We start from the raw sequence: 18,415 nt of genomic DNA, 5'->3' as shown, positions 1-18,415 counted from the left end.
GTGAAGATCTCCAGACGAAGCGTTGGGGAAAATGGGTTGCTTCGGCCGGGGTGCGGCGAGAGATCTCGCGGGCCCGCCTATCATTTAACGCCTGCGGTCGGCGGCGCGGCTTTCGCGCGGGTCAGGCGGGCCTCTGTCGTCGCCGACAAAGGGTGCGGCCATCTCCCCGGAGAGCGCGGACGCCGGAGACCGGCGCCCGCTAGTCAGGGAGGAAACGCCCCAAGGAGGAGACACGCAGACGCTACGCCACGAAGCTATTCGTCAACCGTCGTCGGCCTGGCGCGAGCGGCGACGCTGGCGCCTTCGACATCCGGGATCTCGGTCCAATCCGGATGACCGCGATCATGGGCGCGCGAGGCCTGCACCCAGCGGCCGCCGGAAAACGACAGCAGCCAGTCCGAGCCAGAGACCCGATACGTGCCATCAGGCACGTCCGGCGACGCCGCGCCCGCATGACTGTCCGGAACAACATGGACGCCCTTGCTGCGCGCGTCGCTGGGGAGCGCTCCGATGAAGGCGGCATGTTGTTGGCGAATGCGGCGATCGCGCGTCTGACGTAGCTCCCGCTCGATCAGGGCTTTGCCTTCCTTGGTCTTGTAGAAGGCCTCCCGCTTCCGTCTTTCGCGCTCGTCCTGCTCTTTCGCTGCGGTGGCCGCGGCTTCCGCGTCCTCGGCATCGATCATAGCCGAAGCCAGCGCAAATTCCCGCTCCTCGCGGGTATCGGTAGGATCAATGGCGACGCCCCGGTCTGTGGCCAGCATCGTCAGTTCGCCGCTCGTCAGTTTTGCCAGTTCGGCGCGCCTGGCCTGAAGCCGATCCGCGCGCGCCATTGCCGCTTTGTCCATGATGGTCTCCTTGCGTTAGCCCTGCCTTTGCTGCCGCGCGTTGGCGAGCCGGCCGATCAGCTTGCGCCGTTGGGCCATCACGTCGCTGTAGCGCGGATCGCGCTCGTTCTTCATGATCGCGAGATTGTTCGGATCCTGCTCGAAGCGGTTCAGCTCGGCCTCGATCGTCGCCGGATGTGTGGTCTCCTGCGCTCCGCCGCTGCCCGTGGTGACAAGATTGTCCTCGCCGAGCTTCTCACCGATAGTGTTGAAGAATTTGATCAGGCGCGGCGAGCCGATCAGCTTCTCTAATTCCGCGCTGTCATCCATGCCGATGCCAAGGGCGCGCGCGGCGCGCTTGGAGCGATCGAGATTGACTTCGTAGTTCGCGCCCCAGTCAGAGCGCAATTGCGTGTCGAGCGCCTTGCGCGCCGCGGCACCATCGGCATCGAGTGCACCGATCCGCTCATAGGCCGCCTTGAATTGGCGGTGAAACAGCTCCTGGGCGGTCGAGAGCGGGATCCGCAGATCGTGCGCGTCCTTGGCAAACGAGGCAAACAGCGCCTCATCGAGCTTCTGCCCCTGCGTCAGTTCCGGCTTCTGGATGGTGTAGTCCTTGGCGTCCTTCTTCCAGCCCAGGCTTTCCCAGCCGTCCCACTCGTTGAGCTTTGCCGGATCAGGCTTGGACAGCACGTTGCGGTCGCGCGCGACCTGGTCGGCATGCCGCAGCGACGTCAGCGCGGTCTTGACGTCCGGATAGTTCTTACCCTCAAAAAACTTTTGTGTGTCGGTATCGAAGCCGTAGTCGGCCGAGATGTACCACGGGCCTTTGTCCGGAGCCGGCGCCGGTGCGGGTGCAGGTGCCGGGGCCGGTGCGGGTGCAGGCGCGGGCGATGGAGCCGGTGCGGGTGCGGGCGGCGGTGCAGATCCACTCATCTCTTGGTCTCCGGTGCGGTGTGGTAGCCGAACAATTCCTGTGGTGTCTTCTTGCAGAGCTTCAGCGTCTCCAGCGCGAGCTGACGACGGCCGAGATAGATGCCGAGCGCGATTGGATCAGTCGGCGGATCGCTGTCATCGAACACGTTGCCGCGCAGCGCGAGATCAGCGAGAAAATGCGGATGCTGGGTGCCGATCGCGGCGAGATCGGACAGCACGAGGTGCCGCTTGCCGCCATCGCGCCAGGCCGTGATGAACCATTCGCGCCAGGCTCTCATGGCACAGCCCTCCGTCTCGCGGAGGTTTCGGCCTGACGCGCATGGGCCATATCGGCATAGGTCGAAGCCAGCTGCGCAGCCTGTTCGACTTGCATCTGCTGGACCTGCGCCTGCGCGCGCGCTTGGCGGATCTGTGCGACCTTGTCGTCATCGTTGATGACGTCGGGCTGCTTGACCATGGCGCCGTGCAGCACGTCGGCGACGGCGTCGATATTGACCTTGTCCATGATGTCAGGCCGCTGCATCGAAACCGCGATCTGCCCGAGCGAGCTGATCCACTGCAGCACCGCCGTGCCAGTCGCCGCCTCCTGCGCCTTCGCTAGCGGCGAGACGAACTGCACCGCCAGCGCGCGACCCTGCAGTTCCGGTGGCGGCGGAATGGTCTGTCCGGCGCGCGCCAGGATCGCGAAGCGGCGCGCGATGTGCGTCGCTAGTCCCTGCTGGATCCGAACCAGGAACGGCGCGACCAACTTCAGCCGCTCGCTCTTGAGCGCCATCACCTCAGTTGCGGTCATCTGCGGCCGGTTGCGCAGGATCTGCATGGTGCCGTAGAGAAACGCTTCGCGGATCGCCGCGCGGCGCTCCTCGGTTTTCTTCTCCGCGTGCTGCGGATTGTCGCCGCGCTGCAGATATTCCAGCAGCCGCTTGCCCTGCGCCGACATGGTGCCGTTCAGCACCGCATTCGGCACGATGTCCTCGGCCTCGACCACGGCCTGGTCGTGAGTGAGAATGGGCGGCTCCGCGGCGAACTGCGCAGCAACGAGATTGGATCGCTCCATCTCGTTGTTCATGTTCATGTCCGGCCGGGCGTCGTGGCCCGGGCCCCGGTCGCCCAGGCCTTGCCCGAGCGCCTGTTCCAGAACAGCGCGTGGTACGGCATTTCGTAATAGGCGCCATCGCGGCGAAAGTTTTTCAGATCCTCGGACACGTAGGTCGAGAGCCAGCGCTTACCGCGCGGCCCCAGGGCGCCGGGTTTGAAATCCGGATTGAGGCAAACGGCGTGCACCACGTTGTAGCGGTGCTGCTCCTGCGCGCCGCCGGCGGCATCACCGAACTTCTGCATCATCTGCGCGCCGGTCAGATGAAACGCGCGATGGAATTCATCGAGATTGCCGGCGAGGTCGACATTGATGAAGCTTTCGCCGATCGGGATCGAACGGTCGATGATCGCCTGCCGTTCCGGCCACTCCTCCTGATACATGAAGCCGTTCCCGTAGCGGCCCATGTTAGCGAGCCATGGCGAGGCCTCGCTGTAGAAGGTCGATTGCGACGGCGATAGCGATGCGTACAGCTGGCTGCCCTGGTCCCAGAACCATTTGCGAACCGGACCCCATTTGGCGAGATCCTTGTCCTCGATCGTCAGCTCGAACCAGCGCTCCGCTGGGTTCATACTCTCCCCGAACAGGCCGCCGACGTAGTCGTTCAGCGCGTACAGCGGCGTGCTGTCGTACACGAACAGATCGTCACGTTGGCGCCGTTCGTTAATCTGGAATTCCTGTCCGTCGAGATCGATGATCTGGGCGATATCGCGCCAGGCCGGCTCCTCCAGCGCTCGCACCTCTTTGAGGTGGCCGTGCCGCGCGAGGATGTCCTGGGTTGAATAAGCGGTCATTGGCCGAACAAAGTCCGCGTGAAGGTCGTGCCGGACGCTGGCGCAGTGCCAGGGTCGATGGCGCCGAACACACCGCTCGCGCGGAGCGCGGCTTCCTGGCTCTCTCGGGCGCGACGCGCCGCCTCGCTATCATTGTCGGCCGCGGTCGCGGCATCGGCCTGCGCCTGAAGCTGCTGCTTCAACGCCTGCGTCGCCGCTTGTTGCGCCTGCGCGTGGCGGCATCGGCCGCCGAGGTGTCGGCACTTCCGAACAGGTCGCACATCAGGCTTTCACCCAGGCCATGTTGAGAAAATCTTCGCCGTTGCAGCCGCGCGCGCGAGCGAGGCCTTCGGTTTGGAAGCCGAGCCGCTGCAGCGTCGTCTGCGCGAGCTCATGCTTCGCCAGGATGCTGCATTCGGCGCGATGCACAGCCGCGGCTAGTGCCGGCATGAACCGCACGATGCCGAAGCGAAACACCTCGATCGCGACCTCGCGCCAGCTGTCGGTTGCGACACGATGCAGCCGGGCGACGCCTGGCGAGACCAGATAGGCGGAGAGGATCGAGGCCGGGCGGCCAGTGCGGTCGATGAAACAGAATGACATGATCGCCGACGGCAATCGGGCGATCATGTCATCTGCGAGCGACATCCAAGGCACATCGGTGGCGAAGCGGGTCGCGAACTGCTCCTCCGCATCGTCCGCGCGTAGATGCGCGGCGATGTAGGAAATATCCGGGGGTCGTTTCGCGAACCATGCCGGGCACGATGCCCCAGGCCGCGAGCCGTCAACCGTTATTTCCGGCGCCGAATCTGACCTCGCCGCCGCCAGCCCGCGGATCTGCGGTGGGCCAGAAGTAGCCCGATCTATTCAGCACGTTGTCATTCAGGATTCTTCCCCAGGATGTCGTCAATCGCAGCCGAGACCCATTGAGTTATAAGTGAGCGGGCTTCCCATAACTCCATTGGGCGCTTGTGCGGTTTGATCTTTTCATTGGGGTGATGCCGCTCCCCGGCATTTGCTGTCTGCGTAAAGCGCTTGATCTCGCTGCCCGATATGCCGCCGTTTGGCATATCCTTGACAGCTTCATACGCCTTGTACAACTCGAACCAGCCGGGCTTGTCCTGCAGATAGCGCAAGGCGCTGCCAATTTCGGGCTCCAAAGCCGCCGCGCGCATCCAAAGCTGCGCTCTGGATGGTGCAGGTGCGGGCTCAATCACGTTGCCTTGCGCATCTTTCACCATTAACTCGACAATGCCGCCACGCACGCGAATCTTGCCGCCTTCCGCTTTGAGGTAAAAATGTTTGCGGGGCTGGCCGTCCGGTACAAACTCGATCACCGCCCCGTCGGTGACGGGATCGGTGTCCGCGTTCTTTGACATCACCACGTTTAGCGTATTGAACAACTGCTTGGCCGCCTGATGGACTTCTTCCGAAGTCATCATCCCGTCGAAGGCTGATGATCGCAGGGCCAGATAGTCGCCGCGCTCATCCTTAACCTCTTCGATGAAAGGATCGAAAGGCGGCTTCAGCAGCATGAGCCAAACCTTCTGATCCGCTTCCGGGCCATTGAGCTCTATGCCCCACTGGTTACTTCCTTGGCTCAACTTACTGCTCCTGAAATCCTTTGGTCTAATCGATCCTGCTATATTCACGGAATTGTAGTCCTACGTCCGCTCCGGGTCAAAAAAAGCTTAAGTGCAGATCTGCCAAGAGCAAGTCTAGTCTGATCACGCCCGGCGCCGTCCGAAGGGGCTGTAACGGCCGGCTTCCCGGTTTTTCTGCCGGATCCGCTCCTGCTCGCGCTTGATCTCGCTGGTGCGCCTGGCCGCCGCGGCGGTACCACAGACCAGCGCGCCATACTCCAGCGCCTCGCAGGTGTGGCCATCGAAGGTCTTGGCGACTGATCCGAGATCGTCAGTGCCTGCTACTTTGCGGAAATGGAACGTCTGGTTGGCGCCGCGCCGGATGGTCTTGCATGAGGGATCAACCAACAGCCCCGGCTCGCCGCCCTCGCAGGTGTGGCGGATCTTGGAGCGCACCGCCTCATGGCGCGCGTCGGGATTGTTGGTCGGCGCGAGCTCGACCTCGCGACCGAGATATTCCGACAACCGCTCGCGGTCGCTGCCTTCCTCCAGGTCCTCGCCTGCCCCCATCGCTGGATCGCAGCGCGAGACGAACTGGCAGCCGGCGAAGCGCGTTTCCTCGAGCGCCAGCATCGCGGTCGCGAGCTCGCGCATGCCGCCGCGCTCCAGCGGGCATTCTGCCAAGATCCGCAGCTGGCCGTTCGAACGTTCCTGCATGTAGACCGTCGAGGGCGTCAGGCCGCCATCGGTACCGGTGATGACGGGTAATTCCTTGATCACAGGAATGGTTTTGACGGCCATGTTGCGGTCGTCGTCCCATTCCGCCCAGACCGGCGCGTTAGCACGGGTGAAGCCCGGCTTATTGTGCACCATCCGTTTGATCCACCACGGCCGGTGCGAATTCATCATCGCCGAGTTTTCGTAATAGCCGCGGCCTACCGCCTCCAGATTTTCGGCACCGGGATCGAGGCCGCCTGGCTGGCGATGCAGCACGTAACCAGGCCGCTTCGTTTCGTAGAAATCGCGATAGACGTAGTTCAGCACATCCGGCGCGTTGGCATCCCCATAGAAGCGGCCGGAGCGCTTGATGATCTCGCGCGGCGGTTCGCGGCCGACGCGGTCGATCAAAGCTGTGAACAACTCCTCCGGCAGCGTCGTCCATTCGTTGAGATAGCAATCGGTGAACTCGTTGCCGAGCAGGTCATCCGGGTCCGCCGTTTCGCCGAATGCGCGGAAGCGATTAGTCAGCAAGATCGGGCCGAACTCGTCCTCGAAGGTGATGACATGCTCGGCGTCCCGAGGCGCCGAGCCATTCCACTTGCCGAGATCGCGTGGGAAAAGTTTCCACCACGACGGGATTGTCGCCTTCCAGATGTTGATGTACTTCTGTCGCCATGTGCCGAGCACGTAGCGGCGCACCCCGTCTGCACCGGGATAAACTCGTTGAGCCTCTACCAGCGCCTTCTTGCAACTCGCTGTCGTCTTGCCCGAGCCGCCAGGCCCGTTGAGCAGATCGGCCGGATTTGCGCGAGAATGTAGGCGTCGCTGATGGGGCCCGCGCTGCGCATCAAGTTGACAGTGCCGGTCTCGTCGACCGCTCCCTTGTGCAGCTCGTCGACCGCATCAGGAAATTGCTTCCTGAATTCGTCATCGCTCTCCAGCCACTGCATCTGATTTTTGTACGGGTTCGCGGAGCCCAGCACGTCCGCGAGCGAAGTCTTCTCCAGCAGCTGCTGGGGTGACGCGCCATCGTCGATCATGCGCGGCTTCCCCTCGCCCCTTTTGCCGTCTCCAAAATTCCGCGCAGCTTTCCGAACGACCTGCGATCCAACAGGGCCGAACGGGAAAAAATCGCGCGCGCGACCCGCAGGGGGTCGTCGCTGGGGTGGTTTGGGGGTACCCCCTCCGGCCCCCCGGGGGTACCATCCGAAAAACGAAGGCGCGCGCGTCCTGGGGGAGCGCGCCGGCCGGGACCGCTGGCGCCCAGCCGAGCGGTCGATCACCGGCGCGGTCTGCACTCCGGCCGGTGATTTGGGATTAGCGGCCTGAGATGGCCAAGCCGCTGAGATCGCTTCAGTTCTCGTCGTCGTGCGACACGTCCTTGTGCGACACGTCTGCAGGCTGTCCGATAAGCGCCTGATTTTGCGGTGTTTCTTCAAGGTAGAGCCACGGTGCCTGCGCCTGGCCATTGGGCCCGACCTGCGGCGCATTCTGCCCGCCGATCACCATCGTAAACCGTGGTGCCACTGCATTGCCTGCGCCGTCGACCTGGGCGAGCTGGGCATAGCAGTAGCGCGAGAGATCCGCCCATAGCTTGTCGAGAAATGTCAGCGCTTCCAGCTTGGTGCATCCGAGCTCGATCGACAGCGCCTCCGGCGTGAACATCGCGTAGCGCCAGCGCTGCATCAGCGGATCGCCCATGGTTTTGCGCAGGAATTCAACCATTTGGCGCGTGGCGATGTTGCGCGCGCCAGGCGGACGGCCCGCGCGGTTCTTCCGGATCGATGCCTCGATCCGCTGCGCCTCGCCCGGCAACAGGTTCGACCTGGTCGGCGGCATAAGCATGTCGAGCTGCGCGGCGTCGTTTTCGGCCGCCGCGGCCGCCGCCGCCGCAATCTCACGCCCGACCGCCGCGGCCACCTGATTAGGATGGTGGCCCTTCCCCGCGCCCAACGGTGCTACGCAGGACCGCACGCCGAAACTGGCATCAATCGCGCCACGTCAATCGTTGTGAGCGAACAAACAGAGGCCGCGCGGCGCGGGGCGCGCGTGACGAGGGTGAGATGGGTGAACTTGAGATGGTAGAGCGCGTCCCGAGACAAGCCGCGCGGACCTTTTTTATCGCCAAACGGGCGCGGGCGAGGAAACGCAAATGCGTGAGCGGTGCTAATGCCCTGGTCGACGCCGTTCTATGATCCGATCGTGCTTCCGCGCGGCCGCGAGCTCATCACGCTGCGTGACTGTGCCAACTACATCATGAAGCTAAGCCCGCAAGAGAAGCGCGCAGCGCACTGGCTTACAGCGGTCGAGGTGCTGATGCTGGTCGCGGAGCGCGGCGGCGATCCAATGCTGGCGCGGATCGCGATGATTCAAGCGCTGGATCACGGACGAGATCGCCCGGCGCCATCGACGCGGCGCAAGCGGGCGCGGGCGTACAAGATCATCAGCTAACTATTTTTTCGCGGACCGGGTTGACAGCTGCTTCTGTATGTCCTAAATTTAGGACACATAACGGATGGGGATTAGCCCCGCCGGACAAGGGCTAAGGAGGCCCGGTCAACATGAAGCGCGATCTCTACATTGAAGTGACCAACAAAATCGTCGCCCAGCTGGAAGCTGGCACGCTGCCATGGGTTAAGGGCTGGTCGACCTCCGGCAGCATGATGCCGATGAACGCCGTTACCAATCGTCCTTATTCGGGCATTAACGTGCTTCTCTATTGGGGTTCTGCCGAGCGCGGATGGTCCCGACCTCGCTTCCTCACCTTCAAGCAGGCGCTCGAAGCCGGCGGCCACGTGCGCAAGGGCGAGCACGGCATGAAGCTGTATTTTTTCAAACAGCTTGAAGTCGCGGACAGCTCCAACCCCGACGAAACCAAGTGCATTCCGATGCTGCGCGAATACACGGTGTTCAATGTCGATCAATGCGAAGGCCTGCCCAATGACGTGATCACTGGAAAGGCAAAGGCGGCGCCGGCAAACCTCGATGAGCGCGAGATCCTCGCCGACGAGTTCATTGTGGCCAGCGGCGCCGATCTGCGCGAGGGCAAGGGCAAGCCCTGCTATATTCCCTCGCGCGACTTCATCACGGTCCCGGCCTTCGCTGATTTCCACAACGCGCCGGAATATTACGCGGCCGCCTTCCACGAGCTGGCGCATTGGACCGGTCACAAATCGCGTCTCGATCGCGATCTGTCCGGCCGGTTCGGCACTGACGCCTACGCCATGGAGGAGCTGGTGGCTGAGCTCTCGGCTGCCTTCCTCTGCGCCGAATTTGGCCTGGACAACGCCCATGCAAACCAGGCGGCTTATCTTGCGGGCTGGATCAAGGTCCTGAAGGCCGATAGCCGCGCAATCTTCACCGTCGCCAGCAAGGCGCAGGCGGCCGCGAACTATCTCCGCGATACGGCAAACAACGCCGAGCCCTTGGAGGAACTGGCGGCCTGATATATGGCTTTGCGGCGGCCACCTGATGCGGCCGCCGTTTTTCCTTTGGGGCTCCGATGGTCGATCACCGCAAGCTTTTGGAACGGGCCGGAGAGGCCCTTTACGGCCCTCGCTGGCAATCAGAGCTAGCGCGGGCCATCAACGTTTCCGATCGCACCATGCGGCGCTGGGTCGCCGAGCCTTACGAGATCCCTAGCACGGTGTGGGATGAAATCGGCGCCCTACTCGGCCGCCGGCGAGCCGAAATTGACGCGGTACAGGCGGAAATCCGAAGCCGCTAGAGCTTGCGGGCAAACCGTGCCGAATCAGCTCACGTCATTGTCGACGATGTCGAAGGGATCAGCCTCAACGAACAGGCTGATACGGCGATCATTCATCGAACCGTTGAATACGATGCTGCATCCGTCCGGATGCTTTTCGATATAGATGATCTGGTCAAGCCGGATGAAATACTCTTCCCCCCGGATTTGATGTGTTTGAAGTTCGCCATTGAATTACCTCCGTTTTACAGGCGTCCGCCTTATCTGCTTTTTCGGCTTGCAGAGCAACTCAGAACGGGATCGCCTCCAGCGCCTCAAGCCGCGGCCGTTCCCGGGCTTTCAGCTGCAGCACGATCAAGTCAAGCGACGGAATGCGCTCGCGCTCATGGACGTTGAGCCGGTTCTCGGCCGGCGTGAGCCAGCGCAGATTGGCGCGGCGATTGTCAAGCGTCTGCCCGTTGCGATGGTCGCCGTGCAGCGCTGCGATCTCGAAAGCCGGGCGCGGGTCTACCGCTTTCAGGATCTCGCGGTGCATGCGCACTGTGGCGCGGTCGCGGCCAACATTACGCTTGGCGTAGAGCTGCCAGCGCGCCCGGCCGCTCCACCAGACATTCCAATTGGTCTCGACCAGCCAGGGATAATCGATCGCATCGACCAGGCACCAGATTTGCTGCCGTTCCGAAAGGATGATGGCGCGCCATGGCGTGCCAGCGAGATCCGGCAGCCAATGTCTCACCTACTTCTCCGGCGCGTCGTGATAGCGGTCCAAGACGATCAGCGTGCAGCGCTGCTTGGTGCCGTCGATCGTGCGGTGATTGATTTCAGCATGGCTGATCATCACGCCAGGGACCGGACACTGACGCAGCGCATCTTTCCAGCCGCCTTGCGCGTACTCGGTGCCTGCCAGGTGCGCCGCGACTTTCGGCGAGGCGTTCGGCACCGCCAGCACCCAGCCTGCGGCCGGGAGGTTGTAGCGCTCGCAAGCGGCCGCGAGCGTGATGCGCTCGGAACGCATCACGCCTGCGACGATCTCCGGCACCGAGAACAGGCCGAAGCCCGCAATCATAACGTCGCGCTTGGCGGTGCCGCGATCGAGCTGCGCCTCCTCCGGACGTGCATTGCCTTCATCGTCGGTGGTGCGCAGCTCCTGCAGCACCTGGCCAATGGTGTTGCGCTGGGAATTGCGCCAGGCCAGCACCGGCGTGGTCAGGATCTTGTCGACGCATTGCCGATAATTCGGCTTGGCGTCCTCTACCTCCGGCAACGCGTTGGCGGCGAGCAGCTCGGCCCAATGCAGATCTTCGTCGGGGCCAAGCTTCACATCGAGCTCGGCCGACAGCTCCGGCCCCAGCAGCAGCCAGGCGCAGGCCAGCAGCGTGCCATATTGCTTCTGCCCGCGCGGCGCGTGGCCGCCTTCTTCGAGCGCGCGCATGAAGCGGGCGCGCGCCTGGTTGAAGCCGATGCCTCCCTGCCCCCAGCCCTGCATCATCAGCGCGATCATCATCGGCCCGGTGGTCTCGGCGTCGATCGCTGGCGGCATCGGCTGGTTACGATTGATCGGCCCTAAGCGCAGCACTGCGCAGCGCGATAGGTCCTGCGCGGCATGCAACGGGTTGTTGATGGCCGAGAACAGGAAGGCGCTTTTCATCTGGAATTTCGAGGCCTCGCCCTTGGTCGGGCCGCCGCGCTGGCCGATGTCGCCGGAAGCCGAGGTGCGCATCAGATGCGTCACCGCGTTGAGCTTGCGCGGATCGCTGTCCGGCTCCAGCTCATCGAGCGCAATCGGCCGGCAGTCATGCGCCATAGCTTGGTAGAGGCCTGCGGCCGTCGTGTCGGCGGTGCGCATCAGCGCGTCGCCGAACACGGCCAGGATATTGTCCTGCAGGGTCGACTTGCCGGTGCCCCAATCGCCGAGGATCAGCACGCTCGATCGCCAGTCCAGCGCGCCGCCGAGGATGGCGCAGCCGATCCAGCCGAGCAGCAGAACCGGATCGACCTCCGGTCGTGTCCAATTCCATTTGCGGAAGATCTGAAGCAGCTTCCCGGCGGGGTTTTCCTCCGGCGAGATCGGCTGCGTCCATGGCTCCGGGATCGGCGCCAAGCGCGGATAGAGCTTGTTTTCGTGCACGCCGGTCGCACGGTCAACGAACTTGCCGTTCTGGATCTCCCATAGTGCGTCGCCAGCATGATAGACGATGTTGCCGGTGCGCAGGTCCAGGCGCCGCGGCCGCGCATGCGATCCGCCGGTGAGAAAAAGCCGCGCATTGAGCACGCGTAGAACAGCACCTCCTTGATCTCGTCTGCCTCGAAACTCTTGATCTTGGGCGGGAACGGCTTGCCAGTGTCGGGATCGGTGCCCTTGGGCACGTGCCAGCGCGGTTTCATCCACTTCGGATAGTTCGGCGCCTGGCTGAACAGGTCCTGGATCCCGACCTGGTTCATGTCACTTGCCGACATCGAACGAAACTGGCCGCGGCTGTCGATCAGGTAGAAGCTGCCACCTTCGAAACCAATCGGCTCAACCGGGCATTCGCAGCCGGGATCTGAAGGCATGCCGTACATATCGGCATTCCACTTGCCGGCCAGCACGTCGTTCGGCCCGCGGGGCGTCATCGGCGGCGGATCATCGCGGCGCGCCTTGCGGATCCGCTCCAGCTTGCGCTGGGCCTTGTCCATCGAAACGACGTTGGCGTTGGCGCCGGGCGTGGGAGAGCGGGCCATCTATGTAGTTACTTTTTCACCCGCCGCAGCAGCAAGCCGCCCTTCATCACGTGGTCGAGTGTCGCGCCGGAGAGGCTTGTCGCAATCGAAGGGCGATACCATTCATGCGATGCACCGATGTCCTGATCGAATACACGATACATGCTGGATTTCATCATGCCCGAGCACTTCTCAACAGCCTCGCAGGCGATCATGAAGGGCGTCACGCCAGCATCGACATCGACGGTCACGACGTGGCCTCTACACTTCTCGCAGACGTAGATGTTCTTCTTGCCCTTGAAGCCTTCCGGCGGCGCGGTTCGTTTCAGATCTTCCATTATGCTGCTCCCCTCAATGTGTCGTTCAGATCCTTGCCGTAGACCGCGCCCACCTCGGTCACGGCGCGTCCGGACGCGCGCAGCGCCGCCAGGCCCCGCTCGAAGGCAGCGACCGCGGCCGGCTTGTCCCAGTCGTTCTGGCGATGCACGATCACGCTATCGATGCAGGGCGGCAGCCTGGTCGCGACGTTGGCCATGTTGGACAGCGAGATCATCGCCCATACGCGATGCTGCGGTGCTGCGAGCAGCGCCGACAGGCCGTCCTCGACGCCTTCCGTCAGCACTAGCGTCTGCAACAGTCCGTTCTCGTTAGCCTCGCGCACCGACAAATGCCCGTCGCCCCGCCATAGCGGGATGACGCAGCCGCCAAATTCGCCGAGCACCTTTCGCGCCGGTTGCGCTGTGCCATCGGGCGCGGGCGCGATCGCGGCCTTGTCGCTGCCGTCAGGCTTGAGCCAGGTCTGGTGCACCGCCTTGATCTGGCCGGCGCCATCAGTGCAGCACGCCACAAGCGCCGGCGCGACGAACTCGCCAAGCACCTCATTGCGCTTATTGCGTCGGAGATATCGATGCTGCGCGACGAAGCGCAGCGATCCCGGCGCGATGCTGCCACCACGCGGGCCGAGGAACGGCGCCTGGCGCAGGTCGACGCCCCGGCGATCGCGTAAGTAAATCTCGGCCGGTGTGTCGAGCACGCGCCTGGCGCCGGCGAAGATAGCAAAGGCAGCAGCCGCCTTGCGCTCGCGCCGGCGCTGGCCGTCCTCCTGATCAGCTGTGCGGCGATCCGCAGCGATGCGCTTCGCCGCCTCGATCTCGGCGCGGCTCATCTGTCCCACACCGAGCCGCGCCAGCACCAGCTTGGCCGCTGGCTCCGCTCCGCGCTTTTCCTGATCGTACCAGCCATTGCAATAGGCGACGAGCTCCAGCGCCCTGCCCTTTTGCGTACCGTTGAATTTTTCCATGATAGCCCGTCGGCGCGCAGGCATAGGCCGAAGCAATCGCGGCCGTCTCCCCGGGGATCATCGATCAGCGTCCAGCCCTTGCGGCTGGGCATGTCCAGACCGCACAGCGCAAGCACGTCGGCTATGCGGAGGTCAATCAACCGCTTCAGATCGTCCCAGCCCTGGCGCGTGCGGAGATCAATCTTCATCGCCGCACCATCCCGGCCACGCGCACCAGCGCCGCATCGATGGCGGCGTCGTCGCGCAGATCCTCGACGCGGTTGCGCGCCTTCTGCACCGCCTGACGGCTTTGCCCGAGCGCTCGCGCGAGCTCGGCATTGCCGACCTCAAGCTCCACCGCGGTGATGTAGGTCGCCATCATCTGGATCTGCGCCGCGCGTAGCCATTGCGGGTTCTGCGGCCGCTGCTTGCTCATGTCCGTCGCCAGCACTGCATCACGATCTGCACCGAGCGCATCGGCGCAGAGGCCGACAACGAGGCGATGAAAACCGGAGATGATGCCGCGCGGCTTGACTGGCTTGGCCTCGCCAAACGCGGCCTCCAATTTCGCCAGCGTCTTCGGCGATGGCCGATGGGCACCACGCAGCAGAGCAAACCAGTTGTTGACCTCGATCCCGGCAAGCCGGCACAGCTCGCCATGACTAAGGCCGGCAGCCTTACGCCGCCGGTCGATGCTTTCGACGGTTGACGAACCAGTGTGGTTTTCGGCTTTCGACTTGGTGACGGCAACGGTTGACGAACCAATGTGGTTCTTGGTCGCAAGCCGCGGATCCGCAGCAAGCGCGGTGTCCGCGATGATGTCGAGCTGACGAGGCGCGATCGCGGACACGGATCAGCCCTCGCTCATGATGTCGGCGATCTCTGACTGCGCGGGATGATCTTCTGCGATAATCGCGGCTACAGGCGTAAGCGAATGGGCGCCCTGCACATGCCCGAAGAAGGTGAGCCAATAGTAGCCGTCATCGCACGGACCGACGATGCTGCTGTCGTCCTGCGATGGATCGCAGACGATCTCACCATCACAGCAGACGACACTGTGATTAACGCCGTTTCTGCTCTGGCCGCCGAGAATGAAGACGGGGCGGCTGCGTGGATTGCATGCCGACACTGTACAGAGAACGTCCTTCAGTGGCGTCTCGCCAGGAAATAGCATGTTGATGGTGACGATGCCGCGCGCATTGAGCCACGCCTCTACGCGATCGTGTGCGGCTTCGGCGCCGTCGTCATACGCGCTCGCGTCCATGTAGTGCGGCACGTCCTGCGCATCCATGTCGAGCACACACGCGATCGCCGTGCGATGGCAATCGCCGTAGATGCCCTGCTCCGGCCGATGCCTGTTGAGCTGCTTCTGCGGCTTCATGTGCCCTCCGGCCGGCGCGTGTTAGTTGGCTGGTTGCTGGATTGATCAGTCGCGGCCTCAAACAGATCAGCCGCTTCGATTTGCACGCCCTTACCTGCGTAGCCGAGCGCGATCAGCGCGCGAGCCACGAGGTGCCAGACGTGAATGGCTCGGCGCGGATAGTCCCGAACATTCCCTTCGCGGGTGACCGCGCCGCGATCTAACTGCTCCGTCGACCGCCCCCGTAAGGTCGCAACATGATAGTCTCCGCGATCGACGGTCCCACCGATGTTGCAAATGCGCATGCGCGCAAGCTCGGTGACCTTGCGTGTGATTGCGCTATGCAGTTCTACTCGGATGATGATCATGGTGTCGGCCTCCTGCGCATCTCGATCGCGCGGCCGAAATCCACGCGCACGTCGGGCAGGATCACGCCGATGATCCGAAAGTAGATTTGGAAATCGCTGGCGTTGTGCAGCCGGATCGCTGTGGCCGCGGTCCCGACCGCATCGGCCAGCATTTCGGTATAAGCAAAGATCACGCGCCCATCGGGCGCGGCGCGGCTGGACCATTTCTCGATCTCAAGCGCGAGATTGAGCAGATCCTCGGGCTCGCCGGGATTGCGCAGGCCGAGCACGTGCTCGGCGGCGATGATCAGCGCCTGCAGGACAGCGGCCTGATCTCTCATGACGCGGCCTCAAACATCACGTCGCGGAAATTCGCTACCCAGCGCGCCACGAGGTGCTCTGGCAGGTCGAGGCGTTCGGCGATCTCGGCAGTGTCGAAGCGAGACAGCCACCACGCGATCACCTCGCGATACTTCCTCAGCTGCGCCCGCGAAACCGCGCCCGCCCTTATGGCCCTCACGACTTCGCCCTCCAGTGCAGACAGAGGATGAAGCACTTCGGCTCGCCGCCGATCGCGGTGGTGATTGCCTCGATCCGGGCACCGCCATTGCGCGTCGAGAAGCCGGACAGCTCCTTTTCCATCAGCGCGCGCACGGCATCGGGCCAGGTCTCGAAACGATGGCCGAGCTGGGCGATGCGGCTGTGTTCGAATTCGTTCAGCGCGATCACGATCGTGCAGACGTTGCACTTGGCGAGGTCGAGCCCGACCGTGCGTTCGATCTCCTTGCGCTGCATGTCGGCGACCTGGCCGAACGGCGTATCGGTGATGCCAGCAGTGCGCGGCACGGTGTCCGTCATTGCAGCCATCCCGCCATGGTGGCCAGGTTGACGGCGATGCCGATCACCAGCGCGGCGACGGTCCAGGAGAGCACCAGGCGGAGGTCCCGCCCCTCTTCTTCGGTGTGCGGTGACAGGCGCCTCATGCGGCTTCCCCATTTGCAGGCGGCGAAACCTTCGCCAGGTGGTCGCGCACGCGCTGCTCCTCGCGGGTCAGCGCGGTCACAAGCTTTTCGTTGGTGGAAATCCAGCCGGCCTGGGTCTTGCCCTTGGCGATCCGTAGCGCGGTCGACGGGGACAACCCGGCGCGGTGCGCAAGCTGGCTCAGACTGAGCCCGATGGCCTCAGCCCGCACTTTTATCTCGCTAATCGCAACGATTGTGTGCATAGTTGCACACCTAAGCTGTGATTTGCGGCATATAGTCAAGATCAATGTTGCATGATGTGGAGTGCGTCGGGGATTTGCATACTAGACCTAGCGTGTTTGCTAGGTTGGATTTGCAAATGGCCCAAAAAACCGAGCGTTCCCAGCGAGCCGAGATCGGCGCGAAGCAGCGCGCCTATATCCGGGACACGCTGAAGGAGCTGGACATCACGGCCACTCACATGGCTCGCCAGCTCGGCTTATCCCCATCTACTTTCACCCGCTTCGTCCGCCTGCCGGACAGCTCCGAGAAGACGCTGCATCCCGCCACGCTCGACAAGGTCGAACAGCTCCGGCAGATCAATTCGGACAGCCCGACGCCGACAAAGACCCAAGCGGCCTGGGCCGAGGCTCGGCAAGAGGCCGAGCCCGTGGAGATGACAGCGAACTGGGATACCTATCTGGCGCAGGCGGTGCGCAGCCTGATCGGCAACCGCGAGGGCATCGAGGCCTGGCGCCTCCATACCCGGGCGTTGGAGCTCGAAGGCTTCATGCCCGGCGATATCGTGCTGATCGACCTGCACGGCAGCCCACGACCCGGAGACGCCGTCTACGCCACGGTCCGCGAGCATGCGAGGCCGGAGCCTGTCATGCGCCAATATCAGCCCGCCGGCGCCGTCAACCTGCTGGTGCCGCGGACCAACGAGCCGCAGCCGCCCGCCACCCTGGTGGTCGACAACAAGGCCGTGGTGATTCGAGGAGTGCTGCTGCCGCACCGGCTGCGGGAGCGCGCCGCGGCCTAAAAAGCACATGTTTCACATGAAACGCTTCATGTGAGACTTGCAAAACTTGCAAACACATCTTGCACATGGCATCCTCCACCTGCTGATTTGCACAGGAGGCTTTCCATGCGTCGTTCCCGTTACTGCAATCGCCTGCCCTCCCGGCCAATGCCGGTCCGCGTCCCAGCCGCGCATATTCCTGCCTATGTCGACACCTCGCTGGTCTCCGCGCGCGCGCTGCTCGGCGCCGATGAGACGGTCAAGCGCATGGCGTCCGACATGCGAGAGGCCTCGCATCGCGAGGGCGGCATCACCCGCGAAGATCTTCAGTTGCTCGGCTGGACGCCGGCGCAAATCAACGACCACGCCGACGCCGCCCGCCGGCTCGCCAACGAGCAATCGGTGGCGTCATGAGCCTTCGTCTTATCCAAGCCCGAGAGGCCTTGCGCGCTGCCGGGCGCGAGATCCAGCGCGCGCTGGCCGAGGACTATCCGGTCGGCGCTCCCGTCAGGTGGGTCCGTAACGGGCACGTCTACACCGGTATCGTGCGGTCGCACGGCTTCTGCGGCCGGGTGCTGGTGCAGCGCGACGGCATGCCCCGCCCTTACTGGATCGACGACGGTGACATCGCCGACGCATCGGGGATGGCCGCATGACCGATCCAGATGACAACAACCCGTGCGACGATTTGAGCGAGACCGCCGCTAACGCGCTGTGCAAAGTGTTTATGTCCATCATCGACGATCGCATCCGGCGCGACCTGGCCCAAGCCGACAAGGTCCGTGACGAGATCCGGCAGAAGGGCACTCATTGGGCCGGCGCCGAGATCTGGGAGCTGCGGCGCCAGGTTGCCTCGCTTCGTAAGCAACTCGCCAAGGCCAAGCAGTCATGAGCGCGGCCGCAGCGGAAACAACAGGTGTCATCAGGGCGGTCCGCGTCGCCCTGATGGATCTCGACGGCATCCGCTGCGGCACCGCGACCCTTGTCTGCGATCACCTGCTGCCGGAGCTCATCATGCGCGACGGCGAGCCTTTCCTTTTCCAAGAACGCAGCGACGATTTCGCGGTCTACCGCCAGGTCAGGCCATACCGCTGCCTCGGATCCTGAT

Annotated in this window: 30 protein-coding genes; 7 read left to right on the top strand and 23 right to left on the bottom strand. The window is 63.6% G+C overall.

Going from position 1 to position 18,415, the window contains the following annotated elements:
* Positions 1-254: 254 nt before the first annotated feature.
* The 11 genes from P6U24_RS36655 to P6U24_RS36605 all read right to left on the bottom strand — a co-directional run bounded on the left by P6U24_RS36655 (position 255) and on the right by P6U24_RS36605 (position 7,852).
* Positions 255-845: a hypothetical protein gene (locus P6U24_RS36655; RefSeq protein WP_407155180.1), complete on the bottom strand. Its 591-nt coding sequence runs from the start codon at positions 843-845 to the stop codon at positions 255-257.
* A gap of 15 nt (positions 846-860) precedes the next feature.
* Positions 861-1,760: a hypothetical protein gene (locus P6U24_RS36650; RefSeq protein ID WP_407155181.1), complete on the bottom strand. Its 900-nt coding sequence runs from the start codon at positions 1,758-1,760 to the stop codon at positions 861-863.
* Positions 1,757-2,038 (bottom strand): hypothetical protein, encoded by a 282-nt coding sequence (locus P6U24_RS36645; RefSeq protein ID WP_407155182.1) that lies wholly within the window; start codon positions 2,036-2,038, stop codon positions 1,757-1,759. Before P6U24_RS36645 ends, P6U24_RS36650 begins: the two co-directional genes overlap by 4 nt.
* Entirely contained in the window at positions 2,035-2,829 is a 795-nt protein-coding gene (locus P6U24_RS36640; RefSeq protein ID WP_407160835.1) for a portal protein, read from the bottom strand. Before P6U24_RS36640 ends, P6U24_RS36645 begins: the two co-directional genes overlap by 4 nt.
* Before the next feature lie 2 nt (positions 2,830-2,831).
* Positions 2,832-3,650, bottom strand: coding sequence for a portal protein (locus P6U24_RS36635; protein ID WP_407160834.1), 819 nt, complete (start codon positions 3,648-3,650; stop codon positions 2,832-2,834).
* Positions 3,647-3,832: a hypothetical protein gene (locus P6U24_RS36630; RefSeq protein WP_407160833.1), complete on the bottom strand. Its 186-nt coding sequence runs from the start codon at positions 3,830-3,832 to the stop codon at positions 3,647-3,649. Before P6U24_RS36630 ends, P6U24_RS36635 begins: the two co-directional genes overlap by 4 nt.
* Positions 3,833-3,911: 79 nt before the next feature.
* Positions 3,912-4,277 (bottom strand): hypothetical protein, encoded by a 366-nt coding sequence (locus tag P6U24_RS36625; RefSeq protein WP_407160832.1) that lies wholly within the window; start codon positions 4,275-4,277, stop codon positions 3,912-3,914.
* 230 nt (positions 4,278-4,507) lie between these two features.
* The gene (locus tag P6U24_RS36620; RefSeq protein WP_407155185.1) at positions 4,508-5,233 is read right to left on the bottom strand and encodes a hypothetical protein; all 726 of its coding nucleotides are present in this window, start codon (positions 5,231-5,233) and stop codon (positions 4,508-4,510) included.
* A 123-nt stretch (positions 5,234-5,356) separates the two neighbouring features.
* On the bottom strand, positions 5,357-6,631 hold the full coding sequence (locus P6U24_RS36615) for a hypothetical protein (protein WP_407160831.1): 1,275 nt from the start codon (positions 6,629-6,631) through the stop codon (positions 5,357-5,359).
* A gap of 32 nt (positions 6,632-6,663) precedes the next feature.
* Positions 6,664-6,972, bottom strand: a complete 309-nt coding sequence (locus P6U24_RS36610) for a hypothetical protein (RefSeq protein ID WP_407160830.1) — start codon at positions 6,970-6,972, stop codon at positions 6,664-6,666.
* A 313-nt stretch (positions 6,973-7,285) separates the two neighbouring features.
* Positions 7,286-7,852: a hypothetical protein gene (locus P6U24_RS36605; protein WP_407160829.1), complete on the bottom strand. Its 567-nt coding sequence runs from the start codon at positions 7,850-7,852 to the stop codon at positions 7,286-7,288.
* 249 nt (positions 7,853-8,101) lie between these two features.
* Between P6U24_RS36605 and P6U24_RS36600 the strand changes: the two genes are divergently transcribed.
* The gene (locus P6U24_RS36600) at positions 8,102-8,383 is read left to right on the top strand and encodes a hypothetical protein (RefSeq protein WP_407155188.1); all 282 of its coding nucleotides are present in this window, start codon (positions 8,102-8,104) and stop codon (positions 8,381-8,383) included.
* 110 nt (positions 8,384-8,493) lie between these two features.
* Positions 8,494-9,378, top strand: a complete 885-nt coding sequence (locus tag P6U24_RS36595) for an ArdC family protein (RefSeq protein ID WP_407155189.1) — start codon at positions 8,494-8,496, stop codon at positions 9,376-9,378.
* A gap of 549 nt (positions 9,379-9,927) precedes the next feature.
* On the opposite strand, the gene P6U24_RS36590 is transcribed toward P6U24_RS36595, so the two are convergent.
* From P6U24_RS36590 to P6U24_RS36535, 12 genes are all read right to left on the bottom strand, one after another.
* The gene (locus tag P6U24_RS36590) at positions 9,928-10,374 is read right to left on the bottom strand and encodes an HNH endonuclease (protein WP_407160828.1); all 447 of its coding nucleotides are present in this window, start codon (positions 10,372-10,374) and stop codon (positions 9,928-9,930) included.
* Positions 10,375-11,910, bottom strand: coding sequence for a hypothetical protein (locus P6U24_RS36585; protein ID WP_407160827.1), 1,536 nt, complete (start codon positions 11,908-11,910; stop codon positions 10,375-10,377).
* Between the two features lie 457 nt (positions 11,911-12,367).
* The gene (locus tag P6U24_RS36580; protein WP_407155192.1) at positions 12,368-12,676 is read right to left on the bottom strand and encodes a hypothetical protein; all 309 of its coding nucleotides are present in this window, start codon (positions 12,674-12,676) and stop codon (positions 12,368-12,370) included.
* Positions 12,676-13,638 carry a toprim domain-containing protein gene (locus tag P6U24_RS36575; RefSeq protein ID WP_407160826.1) on the bottom strand — a complete coding sequence of 321 codons (963 nt, stop codon included), beginning with the start codon at positions 13,636-13,638 and terminating at the stop codon, positions 12,676-12,678. The genes P6U24_RS36580 and P6U24_RS36575 overlap by 1 nt, the downstream gene beginning before the upstream one ends.
* 184 nt (positions 13,639-13,822) lie before the next feature.
* On the bottom strand, positions 13,823-14,467 hold the full coding sequence (locus P6U24_RS36570) for a hypothetical protein (protein WP_407155194.1): 645 nt from the start codon (positions 14,465-14,467) through the stop codon (positions 13,823-13,825).
* Positions 14,468-14,470: 3 nt separating this feature from the next.
* Positions 14,471-14,998 carry a hypothetical protein gene (locus tag P6U24_RS36565; RefSeq protein WP_407155195.1) on the bottom strand — a complete coding sequence of 176 codons (528 nt, stop codon included), beginning with the start codon at positions 14,996-14,998 and terminating at the stop codon, positions 14,471-14,473.
* Entirely contained in the window at positions 14,995-15,345 is a 351-nt protein-coding gene (locus P6U24_RS36560; RefSeq protein ID WP_407155196.1) for a hypothetical protein, read from the bottom strand. The genes P6U24_RS36565 and P6U24_RS36560 overlap by 4 nt, the downstream gene beginning before the upstream one ends.
* A complete protein-coding gene (locus P6U24_RS36555) occupies positions 15,342-15,665 on the bottom strand; it encodes a hypothetical protein (RefSeq protein WP_407155197.1) in 324 nt (107 codons plus the stop codon). The genes P6U24_RS36560 and P6U24_RS36555 overlap by 4 nt, the downstream gene beginning before the upstream one ends.
* Positions 15,662-15,844, bottom strand: coding sequence for a hypothetical protein (locus tag P6U24_RS36550; RefSeq protein WP_407155198.1), 183 nt, complete (start codon positions 15,842-15,844; stop codon positions 15,662-15,664). Before P6U24_RS36550 ends, P6U24_RS36555 begins: the two co-directional genes overlap by 4 nt.
* A complete protein-coding gene (locus P6U24_RS36545) occupies positions 15,841-16,182 on the bottom strand; it encodes a hypothetical protein (protein ID WP_407155199.1) in 342 nt (113 codons plus the stop codon). Before P6U24_RS36545 ends, P6U24_RS36550 begins: the two co-directional genes overlap by 4 nt.
* The gene (locus tag P6U24_RS36540) at positions 16,179-16,307 is read right to left on the bottom strand and encodes a hypothetical protein (RefSeq protein ID WP_407155200.1); all 129 of its coding nucleotides are present in this window, start codon (positions 16,305-16,307) and stop codon (positions 16,179-16,181) included. Before P6U24_RS36540 ends, P6U24_RS36545 begins: the two co-directional genes overlap by 4 nt.
* Complete coding sequence (locus tag P6U24_RS36535) at positions 16,304-16,516, bottom strand: hypothetical protein (RefSeq protein WP_407155201.1); 213 nt, start codon at positions 16,514-16,516, stop codon at positions 16,304-16,306. Before P6U24_RS36535 ends, P6U24_RS36540 begins: the two co-directional genes overlap by 4 nt.
* Positions 16,517-16,665: 149 nt before the next feature.
* On the opposite strand from P6U24_RS36535, the gene P6U24_RS36530 reads away from it, so the two are divergent.
* The 5 genes from P6U24_RS36530 to P6U24_RS36510 all read left to right on the top strand — a co-directional run bounded on the left by P6U24_RS36530 (position 16,666) and on the right by P6U24_RS36510 (position 18,414).
* Positions 16,666-17,328 carry a hypothetical protein gene (locus tag P6U24_RS36530; protein WP_407160825.1) on the top strand — a complete coding sequence of 221 codons (663 nt, stop codon included), beginning with the start codon at positions 16,666-16,668 and terminating at the stop codon, positions 17,326-17,328.
* A gap of 105 nt (positions 17,329-17,433) precedes the next feature.
* The gene (locus tag P6U24_RS36525) at positions 17,434-17,721 is read left to right on the top strand and encodes a hypothetical protein (RefSeq protein WP_407155203.1); all 288 of its coding nucleotides are present in this window, start codon (positions 17,434-17,436) and stop codon (positions 17,719-17,721) included.
* Positions 17,718-17,963: a hypothetical protein gene (locus P6U24_RS36520; RefSeq protein WP_407155204.1), complete on the top strand. Its 246-nt coding sequence runs from the start codon at positions 17,718-17,720 to the stop codon at positions 17,961-17,963. Before P6U24_RS36525 ends, P6U24_RS36520 begins: the two co-directional genes overlap by 4 nt.
* Positions 17,960-18,199, top strand: a complete 240-nt coding sequence (locus P6U24_RS36515) for a hypothetical protein (protein ID WP_407155205.1) — start codon at positions 17,960-17,962, stop codon at positions 18,197-18,199. Before P6U24_RS36520 ends, P6U24_RS36515 begins: the two co-directional genes overlap by 4 nt.
* The gene (locus P6U24_RS36510; protein WP_407155206.1) at positions 18,196-18,414 is read left to right on the top strand and encodes a hypothetical protein; all 219 of its coding nucleotides are present in this window, start codon (positions 18,196-18,198) and stop codon (positions 18,412-18,414) included. Before P6U24_RS36515 ends, P6U24_RS36510 begins: the two co-directional genes overlap by 4 nt.
* Position 18,415: the final 1 nt, after the last annotated feature.

Source organism: Bradyrhizobium sp. STM 3557 (assembly GCF_045571465.1).
Lineage (GTDB): Bacteria > Pseudomonadota > Alphaproteobacteria > Rhizobiales > Xanthobacteraceae > Bradyrhizobium.
Note: the sequence above shows the minus strand (reverse complement) of the source record. Positions and strands in the feature narration are given on the sequence as shown.

What these genes read in the sequence shown, in the direction of transcription:
- P6U24_RS36625 (WP_407160832.1), bottom strand. Translation starts at nt 4,277, where the DNA reads ATGTCGCTCGCAGATGACATGATCGCCCGATTGCCGTCGGCGATCATG.
- P6U24_RS36595 (WP_407155189.1), top strand. Translation starts at nt 8,494, where the DNA reads ATGAAGCGCGATCTCTACATTGAAGTGACCAACAAAATCGTCGCCCAG.
- P6U24_RS36540 (WP_407155200.1), bottom strand. Translation starts at nt 16,307, where the DNA reads ATGAGGCGCCTGTCACCGCACACCGAAGAAGAGGGGCGGGACCTCCGC.
- P6U24_RS36610 (WP_407160830.1), bottom strand. Translation starts at nt 6,972, where the DNA reads ATGATCGACGATGGCGCGTCACCCCAGCAGCTGCTGGAGAAGACTTCG.
- P6U24_RS36565 (WP_407155195.1), bottom strand. Translation starts at nt 14,998, where the DNA reads ATGAAGCCGCAGAAGCAGCTCAACAGGCATCGGCCGGAGCAGGGCATC.
- P6U24_RS36530 (WP_407160825.1), top strand. Translation starts at nt 16,666, where the DNA reads ATGGCCCAAAAAACCGAGCGTTCCCAGCGAGCCGAGATCGGCGCGAAG.
- P6U24_RS36560 (WP_407155196.1), bottom strand. Translation starts at nt 15,345, where the DNA reads ATGATCATCATCCGAGTAGAACTGCATAGCGCAATCACACGCAAGGTC.
- P6U24_RS36600 (WP_407155188.1), top strand. Translation starts at nt 8,102, where the DNA reads ATGCCCTGGTCGACGCCGTTCTATGATCCGATCGTGCTTCCGCGCGGC.
- P6U24_RS36640 (WP_407160835.1), bottom strand. Translation starts at nt 2,829, where the DNA reads ATGAACAACGAGATGGAGCGATCCAATCTCGTTGCTGCGCAGTTCGCC.
- P6U24_RS36555 (WP_407155197.1), bottom strand. Translation starts at nt 15,665, where the DNA reads ATGAGAGATCAGGCCGCTGTCCTGCAGGCGCTGATCATCGCCGCCGAG.
- P6U24_RS36580 (WP_407155192.1), bottom strand. Translation starts at nt 12,676, where the DNA reads ATGGAAGATCTGAAACGAACCGCGCCGCCGGAAGGCTTCAAGGGCAAG.
- P6U24_RS36545 (WP_407155199.1), bottom strand. Translation starts at nt 16,182, where the DNA reads ATGACGGACACCGTGCCGCGCACTGCTGGCATCACCGATACGCCGTTC.
- P6U24_RS36520 (WP_407155204.1), top strand. Translation starts at nt 17,718, where the DNA reads ATGAGCCTTCGTCTTATCCAAGCCCGAGAGGCCTTGCGCGCTGCCGGG.
- P6U24_RS36635 (WP_407160834.1), bottom strand. Translation starts at nt 3,650, where the DNA reads ATGACCGCTTATTCAACCCAGGACATCCTCGCGCGGCACGGCCACCTC.
- P6U24_RS36515 (WP_407155205.1), top strand. Translation starts at nt 17,960, where the DNA reads ATGACCGATCCAGATGACAACAACCCGTGCGACGATTTGAGCGAGACC.
- P6U24_RS36645 (WP_407155182.1), bottom strand. Translation starts at nt 2,038, where the DNA reads ATGAGAGCCTGGCGCGAATGGTTCATCACGGCCTGGCGCGATGGCGGC.
- P6U24_RS36575 (WP_407160826.1), bottom strand. Translation starts at nt 13,638, where the DNA reads ATGGAAAAATTCAACGGTACGCAAAAGGGCAGGGCGCTGGAGCTCGTC.
- P6U24_RS36525 (WP_407155203.1), top strand. Translation starts at nt 17,434, where the DNA reads ATGCGTCGTTCCCGTTACTGCAATCGCCTGCCCTCCCGGCCAATGCCG.
- P6U24_RS36510 (WP_407155206.1), top strand. Translation starts at nt 18,196, where the DNA reads ATGAGCGCGGCCGCAGCGGAAACAACAGGTGTCATCAGGGCGGTCCGC.
- P6U24_RS36655 (WP_407155180.1), bottom strand. Translation starts at nt 845, where the DNA reads ATGGACAAAGCGGCAATGGCGCGCGCGGATCGGCTTCAGGCCAGGCGC.
- P6U24_RS36650 (WP_407155181.1), bottom strand. Translation starts at nt 1,760, where the DNA reads ATGAGTGGATCTGCACCGCCGCCCGCACCCGCACCGGCTCCATCGCCC.